An 18530-nucleotide genomic window follows, 5' to 3' on the forward strand; every position below is an offset into this window, starting at 1 on the left:
CAAAGGTGGACCGCAGTGCTTTGACCCGCGGGTTTGAACCTCACGTGCGGCGACGCTAGTTTGCGAGTGTGACCACGAGCCATGTGAAGCGGGCGTTCAAGTACCGCTTCTATCCGACGGATGCGCAGGCAGCGGAGCTGTCGCGCACGTTCGGATGTGTGCGCAAGGTCTACAACATGGCGCTGGCCGCCCGGACCGAAGCGTGGGCGCGGCAGGAGCGGATCAACTACAACCAGACTTCCGCGATGCTGACGGCGTGGAAGAAAACCGAGGAACTGGCGTATCTGAACGAGGTGTCGTCGGTCCCGCTCCAGCAGGCCCTGCGGCACCTGCAAGGAGCGTTCACGCACTTCTTCGGCAAGCGGGCCAAATATCCGCGCTTCAAGAGCCGGAAGAAGTCGCGGAAGGCCGCCGAGTACACCACCTCGGCGTTCCGTTTCCGGGACGGTGAGTTGAGACTCGCGAAGATGAGCGAATCCCTGCGCATCGTGTGGTCGAGACCGCTGCCGGAGGGCATGAGCCCTTCCACGGTGACGGTGTCGCAGGACGCGGCGGGACGCTGGTTCGTCTCCCTGCTGTGTGACGACCCCGGCATCAAGCACCTGCCCACCACTGATGCCGCGGTCGGCATCGATGCCGGTCTCGACCACCTCCTGACCCTCTCGACGGGCGAGAAGATCGCCAACCCGAGGCACGAGCGCCGCGACCGGGTCGCCCTAGCGAAGGCTCAGCGCAGGCTGGCGAAGAAGGCCAAAGGCTCGGCGAACCGGGCCAAAGCCCGGCGCAAAGTCGGCAAGGTTCATGCCCGGATCGCGGACCGCCGCCGCGATGCCCTGCACAAGATCACCACTCGTCTCGTGCGCGAAAACCAAACGCTCGTGATCGAGGACCTGACCGTGCGTAACATGGTCAAGAACCCGAAACTGGCCCGCGCCATCAGCGATGCCGCGTGGTCTCGGTTCCGGAGCATGCTGGAGTACAAAGCCGCCTGGTACGGGCGTGAGGTCATCGCCGTCGACCGGTGGTTCCCCTCCTCGAAACTGTGCTCCTCCTGCGGCATCTTGGCTGACAAGATGCCGCTCAGCGTCCGCACGTGGACGTGTGAGTGCGGCACGACCCATGACCGGGACGTGAACGCGGCGAAGAACCTTCTGGCCGCCGGGCGGGCGGTTGCAGCCTGCGGAGCTGGTGTAAGACCTCAACGGAGTTCTCCGGGCGGGCAGTCGGCGATGAAACAGGAAACCTCACGGCGCGAGCCGTAAGAACCCCTCCCTTCAGGGGGGAAGCGTCAAGGTCACTCAGAAGCGGCCGGTGGGGAAGAGTGCTGCGGCGGCCGCTCGAAGCAGCAGTCCCCGCAGAGACCGCCGCCGGGGGCACGGTAGATGAGGCAGCAGCTCGTGCGGCGGAAAGCGGTGCCGCTACGGGTGCCGGTCGCGGCGAGGCGGGGGTCCGCGAAGAGTTCCGTGGTCAGGAGGCGGGCGCGGGCGGCGACGTCGGGGCGCCCGGCGCGGCGAGCCCAGTGGCTGATCTCGCGGGCGGCGCCGGCGAGCGCGGACCCGGCGTTGCCGCGCAGCAGCGGGGCCGAGACGCGGTAGCGGGCGCGCAGGGCGGCCGACAGCGGTTCCAGGTGGCGGTCCAGCACGAGCTGCGCGAGGTGCGCGCTGTCGGCGGGGAGCTGCCCCGTACCGGCGAGGGACAGGTCGTCGGGCGCACTGGCGTCGGGGTTCCAGTGCAGCAGCGCGGGGTCGAGGTCCGGGACGCGCCCGAAGAGGGCCGCGCTGCCGAGCGCCACCGACCACAGGCGCGCGGCGAGGCCGAGTTGGGCGACGGACACGGCGACGCGTGGTTCGGGCACGGAGAGTGCCCGCGCGACCTTCTCGACGCGGTGCGCGAGGGGGTCGCGGACCGGTGCGCCGTTCTGATAGACGCACCCCAGCGTCGGTAGATCACTCTCCGCCTCCTTCGTGTCGCACAGAGCGAAGAATCCGCCGAGGGAACCGAGTTCGCGCAGGTCGATGTGGGCTGTCACGGCCTCAGTACAGCAAGTAGGGGTCCGCAGGTCACGGGTGGGGTGCACCCCGTGTCCCCCATCGGGTGGAGGCCCCGGGGCGGGTCGTACTCCATCGGCAGTAGGACCCAATGCGTGCTCAGGTACGACGACGTGAGCGCCGGAAAGAGAGATCGTAGAGGTATGGAAACCGACCGTTCGCCGCACCGCGGGATGCGCCGCCGCACAGTGAGGAGCGGCCGATGAGTGCACTCACGCTGGCTGTGCTGCTCTCCCTCGTCTCCGCGGTGGCGTACGCGGGCGGCGCGATCCTCCAGGAACGTGTCGCGGTGTCCACGCCCGAGCACGCCTACGCGCCGCTGCGCCGCCCTGTGTGGTGGTGCGCGGTCGTGCTCAACGGTCTGGGAGCGCTCCTTCACGTGGCGGCCCTGGCGTACGGGCCGCTCAGCCTCGTACAGCCCCTCGGCGCGCTGACGATCGTGTTCGCGCTGCCGATGGCGGCGCTCTTCGTGCACCGCAAGGCCGGGGCCACCGCCTGGCGTGGCGCGATCATGGCCGCGGTGGGTCTCGCCGGTCTGCTCTCCCTCACGGGGTCGGCGTCCGAGCAGTCCCTCGAAGGCACGGAGCGGCTGATGGTCGCCCTCGTGACGGCCGGCACGGTCCTCGCCCTGATGACTCTCGCGCACGCGGCGCACCGCCACCCCGTGGTGCGCAGCGTCCTGCTCGCGGGCGCGGCGGGTGTCGCGTTCGGCATCGCGTCCGTCTTCACGAAATCCGTGGCGGTGGAGTGGACGGAGGACGGGGCGTTCGCCCAGTTCTCGAGCTTCCTGGTGATAGCGGCGCTCGCCACGTCCGGCATGCTCCTGTCCCAGGCGTCGTACCGCGGCGCGGGCCTCGCGGCTCCGCTCGCCACGGTGACCGTCGTGAACCCGGTGGTCGCGGCGGCGGTCGGTCTCACGCTCTTCGGCGAAACGTTCCGATACGGCACGACAGGCACCGCCCTCGCCCTCGCGTGCGGTGTCGTCGCCGCGGGCGGCCTGATCCTGCTGACGACGGAGCGGATCAGCGGGGCGCGCAGGGCCGACCCGGAGTCGGTCGTCGCGGCGATGCCCGCCCAGGCCACGACCGAGACACCGCGCGCGATCACCGACGGCGAGCCGCTGGTGCGGCGCGTCGAGGCGCCCGCGCGCGATGCCGACGCGCAGGGCCGCACCATCGGCGAGGGCCGCCGCTACGACGAGTGGTACTGCCCCCGCGACGAGCGCATCAAATCCTGACGCCGTGCGCCCGCAGATACGCCAGCGGGTCGACGTCCGAACCGAAGCCGGGCCCCGTCCGCACCTCGAAGTGCAGATGCGGGCCCGTGCTGTTGCCCGTGGAACCCGAGCGCGCGATGCGCTGACCGGCCATGACCCGCTGTCCCGCCTTCACGCTGAGCGCCGAGAGATGGCCGTACTGGCTGTACTTTCCGTCGGCGTGCCGGATCACGACCTCGTACCCGTACGAGCCGCCCCAGCCCGCGGAGACGACCTGGCCGGAGGCGATGGCCTTGACGGTCGTACCGGTGGACACGGCGAAGTCGACGCCCGTGTGGTAGCCCTTCGACCAGGAGGAACCGGCCGCGTGGTACGGGGTGCCGAGGCTCGCGGTGACGGGGGCGGTGACGTCGTGCGACGGGGCGGGCTTCTCGGTCCGGGGCCGGGTGGCGGTGGCCGTGCCGGTCTTCTTCGCGGGGGCGGTGTCCCGTTTCTGGTCGCTCTTCCTGTCGGTCTTCTCGTCCTTCTCGGTGGGCCTTTCGGCGTGCCGTTCGCGCTTCTGCGGGGCGGCCGGGTCGCGCGGCTTCGCCGACGGGTGCAGGACGAGGCGCTGGCCCGGCAGGATGAGGTCGGGGTCCGAGCCGATGGTGCGGCGGTTGCTCTCGTACAACTTCCGCCATCCGCCCGGCACTTCGCGGGCGTCGGCGATGCCGGAGAGAGTGTCGCCGCCGACCACCGTGTACATGTGGGCCGTGCCCGCCGTCGACTGGGGCGTGACCTCGGGCTTGACGTCCTTCACCGTCCGCCGGGGCTTCTGCCGGACGGTTTCGGTGTGCGGTCCCACGGTGTCGCCGCCTCGGGTGAGGCCCGCGCGGGCCGAGCAGACCGGCCAGGCGCCGGGCCCCTGCCCGTCGAGGACCTTCTCGGCGACGGCAATTTGCTGGCCCCGGGTGGCGCGGTCGGCACGCGCGGCGTAGGCGGTGCCGCCGTAGGCCTCCCAGGTGGACTGCGTGAACTGGAGCCCGCCGAAGTAGCCGTTGCCGGAGTTGATGCTCCAGTTGCCGCTCGACTCGCAGGCCGCGACCTTGTTCCAGGTGTCCGCGTCGGCCGCGTGCGCCACGCCCGCGCCGATGAGAGGGATCGCCATACCCGCGCTGCCCGCGGTGACGGTGAGCGACGCCCGGTTGATCCGGTTCGGCTGATACCGGCGATGCCGACCGCGTACGGCCATGGAAGCCCCCTCAGACACACGTCAGAAGCGGCAAGTTAGCCGCTCCGACACACTCGTGACAAGACCCGCACAGAGGTGACACGAGGAGTCAAGAGGGGCCAAGGGTGGCCAAGGGGGCTTTCTCCAGGCGCAGTTAGCGCATCAGTCGCGCAACCGCGCGGGCAGCCAGTCGAGTTGGGCGGCCTGATGGAAGGGACCGCCGCCCTCGTGGTCGTTGAAGGTGTACACCTTGATCGCCTTGTCCTGCCCGGCATAGGAGTTGAACGCCGCGAAGACCGTGGAGGGCGGGCAGGTCTGGTCCTCCAGCGCCACCGAGAACAGGGCCGGCGCGGTGCCGCGCGCCGCGAAGTGCACGCCGTCGAAGTACGACAGCGTGCGGAAGACCTGCTCGTCGGCGCCGATGTGCGCCTTCAGATACAGGGCGATCTCGCGGTACGGATGGCGTTCGGTGAGGGTGGCCGCGCGGGGGAACTGGCACAGGAACGGCACGTCGGGCGCGATGGCGACGAGGTCGGGCACGAGGCCGCCGACCGCGATCGTGATGCCGCCGCCCTGGCTGCCTCCGAGCGCGGCGACGCGCGACGCGTCGACGAGGGGGTGCGAACGTGCCGCCTCGACCGCGCGGACGGCGTCGGTGAAGACGCGCCGGTAGAAGTACTCGTGCGGGTCCTCGATGCCGCGCGTCATGAAGCCGGTGTGCGAGGGTCCGCTGCCGACCGGGTCGGGGGTGTCGCCCACCCTGCCGCCGGAGCCCTGGCCTCGCGTGTCCATGACGAAGTGCGCGAAGCCGGCAGCGGCCCACATCAGGTTCGTGTGGGGCAGGCCGCGCCCGCCTCCGTAGCCGATGTACTCGACGACGGCGGGCAGCGGCCCGGTCGTCCCCGCCGGCAGGACGAGCCAGCCCTTGACCGGATGCCCGCCGAACCCGGCGTACGTAACATCGAATACGTCGACCGCGGACAGCGGCACGTCGACCGGGACGAAGCGTGCGTCGAGGTCGTGCTCGCGCGCCTCGGCCAGGGTCTTCTCCCAGAACGCGTCGAAGTCCTCGGGCTGCGTCAACGTCGGCCGGTAGGACCGCAGTTCATCGAGCGGCAGGTCGAAATGAGGCACGGGCAGCTCCTTCTCCGTACAGATATCCGTAAAGACTTGCGCGGCGAGTCCTGAGGGCTCAACCAGGGCGTCGCAGCGTCACGGTACGCCTCACCGCGCTACAAATGAACAAGAACGATCACCTCCCTACTTCAGGAGCGACAGGCATGAGCAAGTCAGCCCAGATCGGTGTCACGGGGCTCGCTGTCATGGGGCGCAATCTCGCGCGGAACTTCGCCAGGAACGGCTACACGGTCGCCCTGCACAACCGCACCGCTTCCCGCACGCACGACCTCGTGGCGGAGTTCGGCGGCGAGGGCGAGTTCGTCCCCACCGAGACCGCGGAGGAGTTCGTGGCGGCGCTGGAACGGCCGCGCCGCCTGGTGATCATGGTCAAGGCCGGTGACCCGACGGACGCGGTGATCCAGGAGTTCGCGCCTCTCATGGAGCCCGGCGACATGATCGTCGACGGCGGCAACGCGCACTTCGCGGACACCCGGCGCCGCGAGCGCGAACTGCGCGAGCGCGGCATCCACTTCGTCGGCACGGGCGTCTCCGGCGGCGAGGAGGGCGCCCTGAACGGGCCGAGCATCATGCCGGGCGGCAGCCAGGAGTCGTACGCGGCGCTCGGCCCGATGCTGGAGAAGATCTCCGCGAAGGCCAAGGACGGCTCCCCGTGCGTGACGCACGTCGGCCCGGACGGCGCCGGCCACTTCGTGAAGATGGTCCACAACGGCATCGAGTACGCCGACATGCAGCTCATCGGCGAGGCCTACCAGCTCCTGCGCGACGTGGCGGGCTACTCCCCCGCGCAGATCGCCGACATCTTCCGCAAGTGGAACACCGGCCGGCTCGACTCGTATCTGATCGAGATCACGGCCGAGGTCCTGTCGCACGTGGACGCGGCGACGGGCAAGCCCTTCGTGGACGTCGTCGTCGACGAGGCGGAACAGAAGGGTACGGGGCGCTGGACCGTGCAGATCGCGCTCGACCTGGGCGTCCCGGTGTCGGGCATCGCCGAGGCCGTCTTCGCGCGCTCACTGTCCGGCCACGCGGACCTGCGCGCGGCCTCGAAGGACCTGGCGGGCCCGACGCCGACCACGCTGAGCGAGCCGGAGGCCGCGGCGTTCGCCGACCGGGTCGAGCAGGCCCTGTACGCGTCGAAGATCGTGTCGTACACGCAGGGCTTCCACGAGATCACGGCAGGCAGCGAGGCGTACGACTGGGACATCGACCTGGGCGCCGTCGCCTCGATCTGGCGCGGCGGCTGCATCATCCGGGCCGCGTTCCTCGACCGGATCACCGCCGCGTACGACGCCCGTCCCGACCTGCCGAGTCTCCTCTCGGACAAGACGTTCGCGCAGGAGATCGGCGCGGCGCAGGACGACTGGCGTGCCGTCCTGGTCGCCGCGACGGTCGAGGGCGTCCCGGCGCCCGGCTTCGCGGCCGCGCTCGCGTACTACGACGCGCTGCGCGCCGACCGCCTCCCGGCCGCGCTCACGCAGGGCCAGCGGGACTTCTTCGGCGCCCACACGTACCGCCGCACAGACCGCGAGGGCGCGTTCCACACACTGTGGGGCGGCGACCGGTCCGAGGTGCCGGCGTAGGGCCTTGCCGCTAGATGGGTGAAGGCTCCGGCTCGGGCGGCGCCGGGTCCGGGTCGGGGTTCGGCGGGCCCGGGGACGGCGGCGGAGGCGGGGGCTGCGGCGTGGGGCCCGGGCGGGGCGGCGGAGGCGCCGGGATCGGGGAGGGGAACGGCCCCGGATCGGGAACGTCGGGCCCCGGTGTCGGTGGGGTGACGGGGTCGGGGATGGGATGCGTCATCGATTCCTCCAGGTGGGGTCGGAGGCCGCCCGCGCTCCGGCGGGGCGCGGGCCGGTCCCCGCCACTGTCTCCCGGCACGCGTGCCCACGCCCGCCGGGTCCACACACCGCCCCGCCGACGCTCAGCCCTTGATACGGGTGAGGCGTACGACGGGAATGTCCCGCTCGGTCTTCTTCTGGTAGTCCGCGTACGGGGCGAAGATCTCCACGAGATGGGGCCACACCCTGGCCTTTTCCTCCCGGGAGAGGGTCTCGGCGCGGGCGGCGAACCGCTCGGTCTCGACGCGCAGCCGCACGTCCGGGTTGGCCTCCAGGTTCAGGTACCACTCGGGGTGCTGGTCGGCGCCGCCCTTCGAGGCGACGATCAGGTAGTCGTCGCCGTCGCGGTCGTAGATCAGGACCGTGCGGCGCCACTTGCCGGACTGACGCCCCTGGTAGTCGAGCAGCAGACAGGGAGCGCTCATCGGGCCGGGGATGGTGGTGCCCTCGGTGCCGCCGGACTCCTCGTAGAGGCGGGCCTGCTCGGCGACCCAGCCCGTGGGGCTGATCACGACGTCGGTGCCGGTCTCGTCCTGGGCCATCTGACTCTCCTCGTTCAGCTCAAGCCGGTCGCATGCGGTTCAACGCGTTCAACTCGGCTCAGCGTAGGCCGTGTTGCCCGCCGCCGCGCGCAGGCCGGGGCGTGGGCTGGAGAGGACGGGGACCGTCGTGGTGGTCCGGTCGGCCGCGGGCGCCATGGAGGCCTGGGCGAGCACGACGACGTCGACATCGGTGAGGGCGTCGACTGCGGCGGCCACGAGGTCCCGGTACCCGTCCCGGTCGCCTGCCTCGAACCGCTCCCAGGCCCCTGCCACCAGCACCGTGCGTACGTCGACGGGGCGGCCGGCGCGGGCGGCCTCCTCCTCGACGAGGGCGACGGTCGGGCCGAGGGTGCTCTCCAGGGCGGCGACCACGGCGACGGCCCGCCCGGCGTCGACCGCGGCGGCGGCCATCGGCCGGTCCACGCGCAGGACGGGGACGCCGACGGCGGCGGACTGGGCCTCGGCGACGCCGCCGATGGTCGAGCAGGTGCAGAGCACTGCGCTCGCCCCCTCGGCCACGGCGGTTTCGAGCAGCGCGCGCACGTCGTCCGCGACGGCGTCGGGCCCGGCGGCCCTGGCCCGTTCGAGCAGGCTCTCGTCCACGAGGTGACGCAGGACGAGACCGGGGTGGTCGGTGTCGCGCAGGGCGTCGAAGACGGGGACGTGGACCGGGGAGGTGTGCAGGAGTGCGAGGTTCACAGGGTCACCACTTGGACGGGTCGTCGGCGAGGGCGCGCTGTGCGGCGTCCATCAGCTCGGGCGAGGCGACGGGGGCCTCTCCGGGGTGGCGCGCGGCCCACTCCACGACGAACGGGCACAGGGGCGCCACGGCGATGCCCTCGCGGGCGGCGATGGCGTACAGCTCGCGGGCCAGCGATCCCGCGATGCCCCGGCCTTCGTGCTCGTGCTCCACGACGGTGTGCACGGGCACGAGGGCCCTCTCGGGTGCGTCGAGGACGAAGTACTCGATGTACCCGAAGACAGCGCCTTGGGGTTCTCCCGCCGCGCCGGCCACGAGGAGGCCCTTGTCCCGTTCGTCGCGGATCTCGATGTCGCTCATGGGCTCTCCTCGCGTCTGCGGCCGGCCTGTCAGCCGGCGGTGGCTGCCACCGCCTGGGGGCTGCGCTCCGTGTCCCCGCCGGGAACCGGCTCGGACGGGTCGGCGCCCAGGGCCACGATCCGGTTCTCCCGGTCCACGTGCACGACCTGGGGCCGCAGCGCACGCGCCTCGGCGTCGTCGACCTGAGCGTAACTGATGATGATCACGAGGTCCCCGGGATGCACGAGGTGGGCCGCGGCCCCGTTGATCCCGATGACACCGCTCCCCCGCTCACCCTCGATGACGTACGTCTCCAGGCGGGCGCCGTTGTCGATGTCGACGATGTGCACGAGCTCGCCGGGCAGCAGGTCGGCGGCGTCGAGGAGATCACGGTCGATGGTGACGGACCCGACGTAGTGCAGGTCGGCCTGGGTGACGGTGGCGCGGTGGATCTTGGACTTGAACATGGTGCGCAGCATTCAGCACTCCCGAAATTCGCTCCCTGCCCGCTTTTTGCAGGTCAAGGGCCTGCTGCACTCTACACCGGCGCGCGTCGGGCCCGAAGGGACTTGTCCCGCGCCGGGTTTGGGGCCAGGACGGGTCTTCTCTGTCCAACTCGCAGCAGGCAGTCGCCCGATGTCCCCTCACCCGCCGCCGTACTCGGACCCGCTGCTCAGATCACGTGCTGCGGCCGCGCGCCCGGGTCAGCTGCTTCAGTTCGATGATGGTCGCGACGGCGCGCAGCCAATCGGCCGCGGTGTCGTCGGCGGCGATCCCGCCCACGAGTTCGGTGCCGGCCCGCAGCCACTCCTGTACGAGGACGGCCGCCTCCCGGCGGGGCAGGGGCTCGGGCAGCTCCGCGGCGCGGGCGAGTCCGCCGGCGCGCACGGTGTCGGCGAGGAAGGCGACCGAGCGCGGCTCGGTGCCGAGGCGGTCGAGGACGACTGCCGCGGCCGCGGCGCCGTCGCCGAACAGGGCGGTGCGCCGGGCGCCGGGGGCGGCGGTGAGGCCGTGACGCAGCAGGACGGTGATGTCGAGCCGGGCCAGCTCGTCGTCCGTGCGGTCCGGCGGGTGCTGGGCGTCGTCGTTCATGGCGGGACCTCGGGTGTCTCGTCTCATCTGACTGGTCCGCTGCGGCTCAGTCGACGGTGACGGTGTAGGTGATGCGCTCGGGGGCCTGGGAGGGGGTGGCCGCCCCCGTGGTCGGGGTGGCGGAGGGTCCGGTGGTCTCGGGGGGCCGGGTGGAGGTGTTGCCCTGGCAGGTGGTGAAGGTGCAGTGCAGCAGCGTGAAGCGGGTGGTCCCCTTGCCCTTGGCCTCGAAGGTGAAGGTGAGCCGGCCGCCGGCACCGGCCGCCGACTTGTCGCCGGAGTCCGACGCGTAGTCCTGACCGCGGCTGACCAGCACCGAGCTGTCGGGCTCGGGGTCGACCAGGTACCAGTACTCGCGGGTGGAGGCGTTCTGGCCGACCGTGAGCGTGAAGCGCTCGCCCGGCTCGGCAGTGATGCTGGTGTCCTTCACCGGGCGGCTCGTAGTGCCGGAGGGGCGGCCCGCGGTGCTCGTGGAGCCGCCGGCCGGTTCGTCGGTGCCCGAGCCGCAGCCCGTGGCGAGAGCGAGGAGCGCGGCCGCCGCGACGGCGGCACCACCCCTGCTACCGCGGAAGATAGACGCTGTACGCATTGGGGAGATCACTGTTGGAAGCCTTGCCCATGTGGCCGTTGATGAAGTCGTCCTCGCTGACCCAAGTGGTCGTGCCCCAGGGGTTGTACACCTGAAGCATGTCACCCTCCTGGGCGATGATGGTCATGGCGTGGGCGCCGTCCTTGCCCGAGACGTCGACCGGCACCGGCCGCCCCTGCGCCACCGACTTCTCGACGTCGGTGAGGACCGCCCTGCGGTCGTCGGTGCTGTTCAGGTCCTGGCGCTGGTAGTCACTGCCGGTGGCACTGCCGACGGCGGTGTCGTTGATCCGTTCCTGCCCCTCGGGCCCCATGCCGCCCCAGTTCTCGCCGCCGTCGCCTTCGGTGTGCAGCCGGTGCTGTTCGGCCACCAGGCGCTGCTTGAAGGCTTCGGGGTCGTCCTGCTGTCCGTCGGGGCCGCCGGTGAGGTCGAGCGCGTACAGGGGGTCGACCATGGCGCGGGACGTGACGGTGGACGAGGCCACGCAGGTGCCCTCGGAGCCGTCGCCGCCTTGGATCCACTGCTGGCCGTCGAAGGAGACGGCATCCTTGTTGTTGTTCCCGCCGTCCGACGCCAGACCCTCGTCGTCCATGCTGTCCGCGGCGGTGACCACCGGAGTGAGGTGCCGTCGCATCCAGTCGGGGTCCTTGCCGTGGATCTTGTCCTGGAACGTACCGATCTCGGCGACGCTGTGGCCTGCGGCCAGCGCCTTCATCAGGTAGGCCCGTTCCTGCGGCGTCTGCGACTTCGCCAGCATCCGCTCCATGGCCGTCTCGTCATCGAGGTTCAGCTGGTCCATCCGCGTCGACGCGCGTGCCAGGTCGTTGGCGGAGAGGATCTCGTTCAGCTCGGTGTCGGCGCCCGCGACGCCCGTGTCGGCGAGCATCAGCTTGTCGACGGCGGTGAGTTCGCTGGTCTCCATCTTCCCGGCCCGCGCCTCGGCGGCCCACTTGTTCAGGTCCCGGGCCGCGACGCGGGTGGCCTCCTGCGCGTCGGAGACGGCGGCGTGCATCAGGTCGACCGCGTAGGAGCCGAAGTGGGCGGCGTTCTTGCGGTCCCACTCCTCCTCGTCGTTCTCGTGCAGGTCGTCGAAGAAACCGTCCTTGCCGCCGAGCGTCTTCTTCTGCTCCAGCAGCTGACCGCGGCCCTGCTCGTCCTTGCGCTGCGCGGCGCCGATCGCGTCGGCCAGCGTCAGCAGCACCGTCGCGCACCCCTGGAACGCCTCGCTCATCTGGGTCGCGGACCTTCCGGCGGCGTTCACCACGTCGGAGGCGAGGACGCTCGTGTCGCCGACCCACACTTCCGGAAGACCCTTGCGGCCCACCCGGTCGACCTGATCGAAGACGCTGCCCACCTGGTCGAGCTGGCCGCGGTAAAGACCTGCCAGGCTCTCCAGCACGCCCTGGTCGCCGCCCGGTTCGGGCACCGAGAGGGCGTCGTCGAGCAGGTCGAGCAGCTCGTTCTTGCTTCCGGCACCGAGCATCTTCTTGGACAGCCCGGCGAGCCACGCGAGGCGGAAGGAAGGGGAGTTGAGGGGAGAGGAGAAGAAAGACACCGGCCCGTTCCTCAGTAGCCCGACAGGGCCGAGGTGCGCCCGCCCTGGGTCGCTGTGCCGGTGAGGCTGCTCGCGCCGCCGACGGGGACGCTGTCCGCGCGCGTCTTCACCAGGCCGTCGGTGCCGTGGTAGGTCTTCTTGGCCAACTGCACCTTGTCACCGAGCTCGTGCAACGCCGACGCCAGTGTCTTGGCCTCCGCCTCCCACGCCTTGACGAACGCGTTCAGCGCCGACGCGGCGTCATCGCCGCCGACATCGCCGTACGAGTAACTCGTGCGGGACTTGACGGCCGAGCTGACGCCGTCCATGTCCGTGCCGGCGTCGTCGAGTTGCTGGGCCTGGCCGGTCATACCCGCCTTGACCTGGTAGCCGTCCGACCCCACCACGCCTCCCCCATATGCGTTCGATTCGTGACCGCGGGCAGGCTAACACGCACTGTAAATACGAAGGATGCCGCAACGTCCGCCAGACACATCTCCTCCACATCGCGCGCCCACGGCACGCCCGGCGCTCGTTCCGGCCCGGGAGATCGGTTGCAACTCCCCGTAGCGCGTGGCGCGTATGAGGGAGACTGCGCGGCTCGACGACGAAACCGAAGCGCCGGCGTCAGGTGGTGAGGCCGTCGATCGCCACGGGAAGGTGGCGGGGGCCGCGCAGGACGGGGTTGACGCGGTAGGGCGGCGGGTCCGCCAGTAGCCGTGGGTTTCTGATCCGGCGGAAGAGCTCCGGCAGGGCGAGCTGTGCCTCCATCCGGGCCAGCGGGGCGCCGAAGCAGTAGTGGATGCCGGTGTAGAACCCGAGGTGCTCGTTGTCCTTGCGGTCGGGATCGAACCGGTCGGGGTCCTCGAAGCGCTTCGGGTCGCGGTTGGCCGCCGCCAGCATCAGCCGGACCGGCGAGCCCTTGGGGATGGTGGTGCCGGCGATGTCGATGTCGGCCAGGGCGGTGGTGAACGGTATGAACTGGACCGGCGGCTCGTACCGCAGCACCTCCTCGATGAGCGGAACCACCAAGTCTGGTTCCGTCCGGAACCGTTCGAGGATGTCGGGGTGGCGCAGCAGTGTGAGCGTCGCGTTGCTGATCAGGTTGACGGTTGTCTCATGGCCTGCGATCAGGAGCAGTATCGAGGTGGCCACCAGCTCCTTGGTCGACATGCTGCCGTCGGGGCCCGTCTCTTGGGCGAGGGGGCCGAGGATCCCGCTGCCCGGGTTGTCGCGCTTGGTCTCGATCAGGTCGGCCAGGTAGGCACCCAGTTCGCCGCGTGCCTTGTGTGCCTTTTCCAGGCCGCTTTCCCCGGCGCTGGGATCGAGCCCGGACGCCACGGTGTCGGCCCAGCCGTGGAAGCGTGCTTCGTCCTCGCGCGGCACGCCCAGAACCTTGCAGATGGCCGTGACGGGAAGGGGGTAGGCGAAGTCGTCGACGACGTCGATCTCGTCCTTGCCTTCGAGCCCGTCGACCAGACCGGTGACGATCCCGGCCAGCTCTCCACGCAGGTCGTGGAGGAATCTGGGGCTGTGCGGGGGTCCGAACGGCCGCATCGCCGCATTGCGCAGCCGGTCGTGTCCGGGCGGGTCCTGCAGCAGGAAGCTGGGCGGCAGGTCGGGGTCCTCCCCGATCATGTCGGGGCCGCCGGCGCCGGGAGTGCGGTTGCGCGAGTCGTTGCTCAGCCGCGGGTCGTTGGCCAGGCTCCGCACCTCGTAATAGGTGCTGACCACGTACGATCCGTCGTCCTGGCGGGTGACCGGCGACTCGCGCAGGGCGGCGTACAGGGGGTACGGATCGGCGCGATTCGCATAGTCGGTGATCTGCGCGAGCATGGTGCCCAGAGTCATGGTGTCTCCTGAGGGGCCGACGGTCGGGGGCGAGGGTCAGGCGCGCGCCGCGGCGAACGGGACACGCTGCTCGATCGGTGGGTGGCCGATCAAGGTGACGGTCGGCCCGTGGGTGGGCAGATGGGGGTCCGGGAACGCCGGATCGACGGGTTCGACGGGTTGCAGAGCGTCGGCGCGGCCGTCCACCAGGAGGTGGCCCGGCGGGAACGACGCTCCGGTCTCGATTCGGTGGAACCCCAGCCACTCTCCCGCGTCGGAAGAAGCCGCCGCGACGGTCCGGCCGCGATACCCGTGCACCGCGACGAGCCGCTCCTCGGCGGGTGCCCCCTGGGCTACGACCGGCTGGTCGCCCAGCGTGAGGTCGGAGCCCTGACACCGGTTGAGGTCGACGACGAGCCGCATCTGGAACCCCGCTCCTTGCCCGGGTTGCGACGACCGCCGGCCCCGCAGCCCGTGTGGGTTCGGTTCACTCGCATGGCTGGTATGCCACCACTCCAGGATCGGCTCGGCGGGAGGGCCTCGCAACGCGAGAGCCGTGCGGTGGCGGCCCTGCGGCCGTCCGTGCCGACCCGGGTGCGAAGAGGGCAACGGCGGCGGCGTCGGACGTAGTCCTTGCGCTGCACGACGCCCACGGCCGGGGCGCCCGGCGGGACGGCCGGGCTCGCCGAACAGGCGTTGGGCCTGCGCCACGCAGGGGACTGCGGACTCTGGCGGGGCCAGGGATCGAAGTCACGCCTCCAGAAGCAGGTCCAGTGGTACTTCCTGCCCCAGCCCGATCTCGGACCAGATCGTCTTGCCCTGGCGGTCGTAGCGCGTGCCCCACATGGTGGTCAGCTGCGCCACCAGGAAGAGGCCCCGCCCTCCTTCGTCCTCGTCGCCTGCGTGACGGAGATGCGGAGAGGTGTTGCCCGCGTCCGAAACCTCGCATATCAAGGTGCGGTCGACGTCGCGAAGCAGGCGCAGAGAGACAGGGGGGCGGCCGTATCGGATGGCGTTGGTGACGAGTTCACTCACGACCAGTTCCGAGACGAACGCCGCCTCGTCCAGCCCCCAGTCCTCCAGTTTCTCCCGGACGTGTGCACGGACGCCGGCCACCTCGGCCGGGTCGGAGGCGACCTGCCAGGAGGCCACGCTGTCCTTGGGGAAGGCGTGGACGCGCACGAGCAGCAGCGCGGCATCGTCGTCGGCGGATCCGTGGGCACACCGGGAGACGACCTCGTCGCACGCTTTCTGCAGGGACCCGGCCGAGGCGTCCAGGGCGCCGCACAGGTCCTTCACTCCCTCGTCCACGTCCCGGCCGCGCGCCTTGACGATTCCGTCAGTGAACAGGGCGAGCACGGCCCCCTCGGCGAAATCGAATTCCACGCTCTCGAAGGGCAGTCCACCGATCCCCAGCGGTGGGCCTGTGGGCAGGTCGAGCGGTTCAGCGTGCCGGGTGCCTGTCCCACGGCCGGTGGCGACCGGCGGGAGGTGGCCCGCGCTGGCCATGGCGCACGTGCGGGAGGTCGGGTCGTACACGGCGTACAGACAGGTCGCCCCGAGCGCCCGGTCCGTCCCCTGTTCGCCCGGCGTCCGGTGTATTCCGACGCGTGCATGACCCACCAAGTCGTCGAGCCGGGTCAGGAGTTCGTCCGGCGGCAGGTCCAGGGCGGCGAGTGCCCTCACGCTCGTGCGCAGCCGTCCCATGGTGGCCGCGGCGTCCACTCCGTGTCCCACCACGTCACCGACCACCAGGCCGACGCGGGCGCCCGCCAGCGGAATCACGTCGTACCAGTCGCCCCCGACCCCGAGGGGGCCGGTGGTGGGGATGTAGCGGTGCGCGAGCTCGATGCCGCTCGGTTGCGGCAGTTCTCGCGGGAGGAGGTCGCGCTGCAATTTCAGCGCCGTGGTGTGCTCGCGGACGTAGCGGCGAGCGTTGTCCACGCACACCGCGGTGCGCGATGCCAGCTCTTCGGCGAGGGCGCGGTCCTCCTCGGCGAACGGTGCACGGGGCGGCTGCCGCAGGAGGGTGACCGTGCCGAGCGTGCTGCCTGCGAGGAGCAGGGGCACGGCCAGCAGGCGTTCGTGCGCGGTCGTCGGCCCACTGCCGATGACACCCAGCAGGGCATCACTTTGCGCAACGGACGGGGCGCTCCTGGTCCTCTTTGCCATGAGCCGTAGCCCTGTCGGTGAGCCGGAGTCCGCGGGCGGGGCTTCTTCTCCGGCCAGGACCGAGTCCGCGACCTCGATCCGTACGGAGTCGGCGAGATCCGGGACCACGAGCCCCGCGAGTTCCTCCGCCGTTTTCCCGACGTCGAGCGTGGTGCCGATCCCGCTGGCTCGGCTGAGCAGCGCCAGGCGAGTCTGTGCCTCGTAGCGATCGGTGACATCGACGGACGCCTCGCAGACGCCCAGGGGGTGGCCCGCGTCGTCCTGCAGGCGGAAGTACGAGCACGAGTAGACCCGGTGGTACGCGCAGGCGGCGGGGGTGGGCCCGCGCCAGTGGACGTCGAGCACGGCTTCGCCGGTGCGCAGCACTTCCTCGAGCACCTCCTCCGTCTCGTGGTAGCGAGGAGGGGACAGGATGCTGCCGTGCGGATAGAGCAGACTGTTGGCTCGGCCCTCCCATTCACCGGCGCGCCAGCCCATGACCTGCTGCACGACGTCGTTGGCCCAGTTGAGGTGGGCGTCAGGGCCGTAGACGCTGAGCCCCACGGGTGCCTGTGTGAAGAGCCCGGACAGCATCGACTGGTCGGTCACCCACTCCTGATAGCGGTCGCTTGCCGCCGCCATCAGGACCCAGGCGGGCCTCCCCCGGTCCTGCTCGACCGGAAAGATGCGCAGGACCGTCTCCACCAGCGCCCCGTCCGGGCGTCGAACGGTACGTCTCTCGGTCCGGGCGTCCTCGGGTGCCTCCGCTGCCCCGAAGCCCTGAAGCGTGTCACCCCGGGTGCCGACACCCGGCAACACCTCGCTCGCCGGGCGGCCGAGCACCTCTCGGGTGTCGGCCCCGTAGAGATTGCGGGCTCCAGGACTCCAGCCGGTCACTCTCCCCTGCGCATCCAGCACGATCATCGCTGCTGTGGTCGTGTCGAAAGGGTTCTCGTGACCGGTCTCGCATGATGCGTGCATCGTGGCCATGCGACCTGCCCAGTACTGGAATGTCTGGATTCAAGGCTACGCCTCGGGCCCCGTGGCACGTCTTGGCCCCGGGTCACGGCCACGGCGACCGCAGGACGTCGGGCCTCGCTTTGCCGGCCGGGGGAATCGGCGTCTTCTGACGACGCAGACCCAGAAGTGGATCACCGCCCGGAACATCTTCGGCAAGGAGATCACCGGATGGGCGTGGCAGCGCCGGGTCAGCGTGGCAGGCCGCACCCCGGCCCTGTCCGCGGGAAGGGACGCGGGCGTCAGCCCGTCGTCAGGGCGAAGACGAGAATGGTCAGGGCCCAGCACAAAGCCACGAGTGCGGCGCCCGCCACGTCGACGCGTACGGTGCGGGTCCGGCCGGGCCGGAGCCAGAAGGCCAGGGCGCGGTTCACGAGGGGCATGAGCAGCCAGGTCAGAATGCTGACGCTCAGTATGTTGCTGAAGAACAGGCCGAGGTATCCGGGGACGCCCAGGACGTCGAATTCATGACCCACGGTCAGATTCAGGACCATGACGGTGGGATAGAGCGCCAGCACGACGGTCATGGCCTGTTTCCAGTTGGGTGGGACCTCCTCGCCCTCGTCCGGGCCGAACCGGAACCAGCCGCCGAACGCCGTCCCCACCTTGCGCACGTCGTAGGACACGAAGTAGTTGCGCCCTTCCTCCAGGAGCTGCTCCCTGCGGCTGGAGTCCAGCCAGGCGTCCAGGTGTTCCCGGGTGTCGTACCGGAAAACGACCACCCAATGGTCCTGGATTCCCTCGACGGGCCGGAAGAATTCGGTCCCCATGAAGCCCGGGTATTTCTCCTGCTCCTTCAGGACCTTTTCCTGCCAGTGCTCGAATTCCTCTTCCCTGCCCGGCCGTACGTCGTGCGAGATGACGGCCGTGACCCCCTCCACCCGGTCGGGCTCCTCGACGTGGCCGCCCGCGAGGACTTCCTGGGTCGGGGTGCCATCCAGCAGGGCGCTGCCTTCCGCGAGCAACTCCCGGCGGGCGGTCGAGTCCAGCCATGCGGTGAGCTGGTCCGTACCGGAGAAGCGGAACAGGACGACCCATTCGTGATCCTCGCCGGATCCGGGTGGATAGGTTTCCGTTCCCTCGAATCCGTCGAATTCCCGGACAACCCTATTCACCTTCTCCTGCCAGCGGTCGTACTCCTCGTCGAGACCGTCCCTCACCTTCTGGGTGGTCACGACGGTCGCACTGCCGCTTGCACGGATACCCATACGGCGTAGTCTAGTTCACAGGGATTTTCGACGACACCTGAATTCTCACGATGCTCGGGGGATGTCCGTCGCACGATCACCG

The 18530-nt window shown here is 70.5% G+C and carries 18 protein-coding genes; 3 read left to right on the forward strand and 15 right to left on the reverse strand.

From position 1 onward, the window contains the following. Nucleotides 1-68 precede the first annotated feature (68 nt). On the forward strand, nt 69-1262 hold the full coding sequence (locus tag ACZ67T_RS27585; protein WP_469987670.1) for an RNA-guided endonuclease InsQ/TnpB family protein: 1194 nt from the start codon (nt 69-71) through the stop codon (nt 1260-1262). Nucleotides 1263-1294: 32 nt separating this feature from the next. Here ACZ67T_RS27585 and ACZ67T_RS27590 read toward each other — a convergent pair whose 3' ends face one another. Then, nucleotides 1295-2029, reverse strand: coding sequence for a (2Fe-2S)-binding protein (locus tag ACZ67T_RS27590; RefSeq protein WP_469987671.1), 735 nt, complete (start codon nt 2027-2029; stop codon nt 1295-1297). Nucleotides 2030-2250: 221 nt separating this feature from the next. Between ACZ67T_RS27590 and ACZ67T_RS27595 the strand changes: the two genes are divergently transcribed. Next, a complete protein-coding gene (locus ACZ67T_RS27595; RefSeq protein ID WP_469987672.1) occupies nt 2251-3285 on the forward strand; it encodes a DMT family transporter in 1035 nt (344 codons plus the stop codon). On the opposite strand, the gene ACZ67T_RS27600 is transcribed toward ACZ67T_RS27595, so the two are convergent. Both ACZ67T_RS27600 and ACZ67T_RS27605 read right to left on the reverse strand, forming a co-directional pair. After that, a complete protein-coding gene (locus ACZ67T_RS27600; RefSeq protein WP_469987673.1) occupies nt 3275-4495 on the reverse strand; it encodes a transglycosylase family protein in 1221 nt (406 codons plus the stop codon). The two genes, ACZ67T_RS27595 and ACZ67T_RS27600, sit on opposite strands and share 11 nt — an antisense overlap. Before the next feature lie 141 nt (nt 4496-4636). Beyond that, a complete protein-coding gene (locus tag ACZ67T_RS27605) occupies nt 4637-5608 on the reverse strand; it encodes an acetylxylan esterase (RefSeq protein WP_469987674.1) in 972 nt (323 codons plus the stop codon). 146 nt (nt 5609-5754) lie between these two features. Here ACZ67T_RS27605 and gndA point away from each other — a divergent pair, with 146 nt between their 5' ends. Next, on the forward strand, nt 5755-7194 hold the full coding sequence (gndA, locus tag ACZ67T_RS27610) for an NADP-dependent phosphogluconate dehydrogenase (protein WP_469987675.1): 1440 nt from the start codon (nt 5755-5757) through the stop codon (nt 7192-7194). Between the two features lie 338 nt (nt 7195-7532). On the opposite strand, the gene ACZ67T_RS27615 is transcribed toward gndA, so the two are convergent. From ACZ67T_RS27615 to ACZ67T_RS27670, 12 genes are all read right to left on the reverse strand, one after another. Continuing rightward, a complete protein-coding gene (locus ACZ67T_RS27615) occupies nt 7533-7991 on the reverse strand; it encodes a nitroreductase family deazaflavin-dependent oxidoreductase (protein ID WP_469987676.1) in 459 nt (152 codons plus the stop codon). Nucleotides 7992-8039: 48 nt separating this feature from the next. Beyond that, nucleotides 8040-8690, reverse strand: a complete 651-nt coding sequence (locus tag ACZ67T_RS27620) for an aspartate/glutamate racemase family protein (RefSeq protein WP_469987677.1) — start codon at nt 8688-8690, stop codon at nt 8040-8042. A 4-nt stretch (nt 8691-8694) separates the two neighbouring features. After that, entirely contained in the window at nt 8695-9051 is a 357-nt protein-coding gene (locus tag ACZ67T_RS27625; RefSeq protein WP_469987678.1) for a GNAT family N-acetyltransferase, read from the reverse strand. 29 nt (nt 9052-9080) lie between these two features. Next, nucleotides 9081-9509: an aspartate 1-decarboxylase gene (gene panD, locus ACZ67T_RS27630; RefSeq protein WP_453466766.1), complete on the reverse strand. Its 429-nt coding sequence runs from the start codon at nt 9507-9509 to the stop codon at nt 9081-9083. 199 nt (nt 9510-9708) lie between these two features. Further along, nucleotides 9709-10122 (reverse strand): hypothetical protein, encoded by a 414-nt coding sequence (locus ACZ67T_RS27635; protein WP_469987679.1) that lies wholly within the window; start codon nt 10120-10122, stop codon nt 9709-9711. 46 nt (nt 10123-10168) lie between these two features. Continuing rightward, on the reverse strand, nt 10169-10708 hold the full coding sequence (locus tag ACZ67T_RS27640; RefSeq protein WP_469987680.1) for a protease inhibitor I42 family protein: 540 nt from the start codon (nt 10706-10708) through the stop codon (nt 10169-10171). Then, on the reverse strand, nt 10680-12263 hold the full coding sequence (locus tag ACZ67T_RS27645) for a peptidoglycan-binding protein (protein WP_469987681.1): 1584 nt from the start codon (nt 12261-12263) through the stop codon (nt 10680-10682). The genes ACZ67T_RS27640 and ACZ67T_RS27645 overlap by 29 nt, the downstream gene beginning before the upstream one ends. 11 nt (nt 12264-12274) lie before the next feature. Continuing rightward, a complete protein-coding gene (locus tag ACZ67T_RS27650) occupies nt 12275-12649 on the reverse strand; it encodes a hypothetical protein (protein ID WP_469987682.1) in 375 nt (124 codons plus the stop codon). A gap of 220 nt (nt 12650-12869) precedes the next feature. Further along, complete coding sequence (locus tag ACZ67T_RS27655) at nt 12870-14093, reverse strand: cytochrome P450 (protein WP_469987683.1); 1224 nt, start codon at nt 14091-14093, stop codon at nt 12870-12872. A 36-nt stretch (nt 14094-14129) separates the two neighbouring features. Next, on the reverse strand, nt 14130-14495 hold the full coding sequence (locus ACZ67T_RS27660) for a hypothetical protein (RefSeq protein ID WP_469987684.1): 366 nt from the start codon (nt 14493-14495) through the stop codon (nt 14130-14132). A gap of 327 nt (nt 14496-14822) precedes the next feature. Continuing rightward, nucleotides 14823-17213 carry a SpoIIE family protein phosphatase gene (locus ACZ67T_RS27665; protein ID WP_469987685.1) on the reverse strand — a complete coding sequence of 797 codons (2391 nt, stop codon included), beginning with the start codon at nt 17211-17213 and terminating at the stop codon, nt 14823-14825. A 269-nt stretch (nt 17214-17482) separates the two neighbouring features. Continuing rightward, on the reverse strand, nt 17483-18448 hold the full coding sequence (locus tag ACZ67T_RS27670; protein ID WP_469987686.1) for an antibiotic biosynthesis monooxygenase: 966 nt from the start codon (nt 18446-18448) through the stop codon (nt 17483-17485). Between the last annotated feature and the right edge of the window lie 82 nt (nt 18449-18530).

The organism is Streptomyces sp. NPDC107517 (assembly GCF_055582645.1).

Coding starts and splice junctions, on each gene's coding strand:
- ACZ67T_RS27625 (WP_469987678.1), bottom strand. CDS start 9,051: ATGAGCGACATCGAGATCCGCGACGAACGGGACAAGGGCCTCCTCGTG.
- ACZ67T_RS27640 (WP_469987680.1), bottom strand. CDS start 10,708: ATGCGTACAGCGTCTATCTTCCGCGGTAGCAGGGGTGGTGCCGCCGTC.
- gndA (WP_469987675.1), top strand. CDS start 5,755: ATGAGCAAGTCAGCCCAGATCGGTGTCACGGGGCTCGCTGTCATGGGG.
- ACZ67T_RS27670 (WP_469987686.1), bottom strand. CDS start 18,448: ATGGGTATCCGTGCAAGCGGCAGTGCGACCGTCGTGACCACCCAGAAG.
- ACZ67T_RS27660 (WP_469987684.1), bottom strand. CDS start 14,495: ATGCGGCTCGTCGTCGACCTCAACCGGTGTCAGGGCTCCGACCTCACG.
- ACZ67T_RS27665 (WP_469987685.1), bottom strand. CDS start 17,213: ATGGCCACGATGCACGCATCATGCGAGACCGGTCACGAGAACCCTTTC.
- ACZ67T_RS27655 (WP_469987683.1), bottom strand. CDS start 14,093: ATGACTCTGGGCACCATGCTCGCGCAGATCACCGACTATGCGAATCGC.
- ACZ67T_RS27595 (WP_469987672.1), top strand. CDS start 2,251: ATGAGTGCACTCACGCTGGCTGTGCTGCTCTCCCTCGTCTCCGCGGTG.
- panD (WP_453466766.1), bottom strand. CDS start 9,509: ATGCTGCGCACCATGTTCAAGTCCAAGATCCACCGCGCCACCGTCACC.
- ACZ67T_RS27600 (WP_469987673.1), bottom strand. CDS start 4,495: ATGGCCGTACGCGGTCGGCATCGCCGGTATCAGCCGAACCGGATCAAC.
- ACZ67T_RS27635 (WP_469987679.1), bottom strand. CDS start 10,122: ATGAACGACGACGCCCAGCACCCGCCGGACCGCACGGACGACGAGCTG.
- ACZ67T_RS27615 (WP_469987676.1), bottom strand. CDS start 7,991: ATGGCCCAGGACGAGACCGGCACCGACGTCGTGATCAGCCCCACGGGC.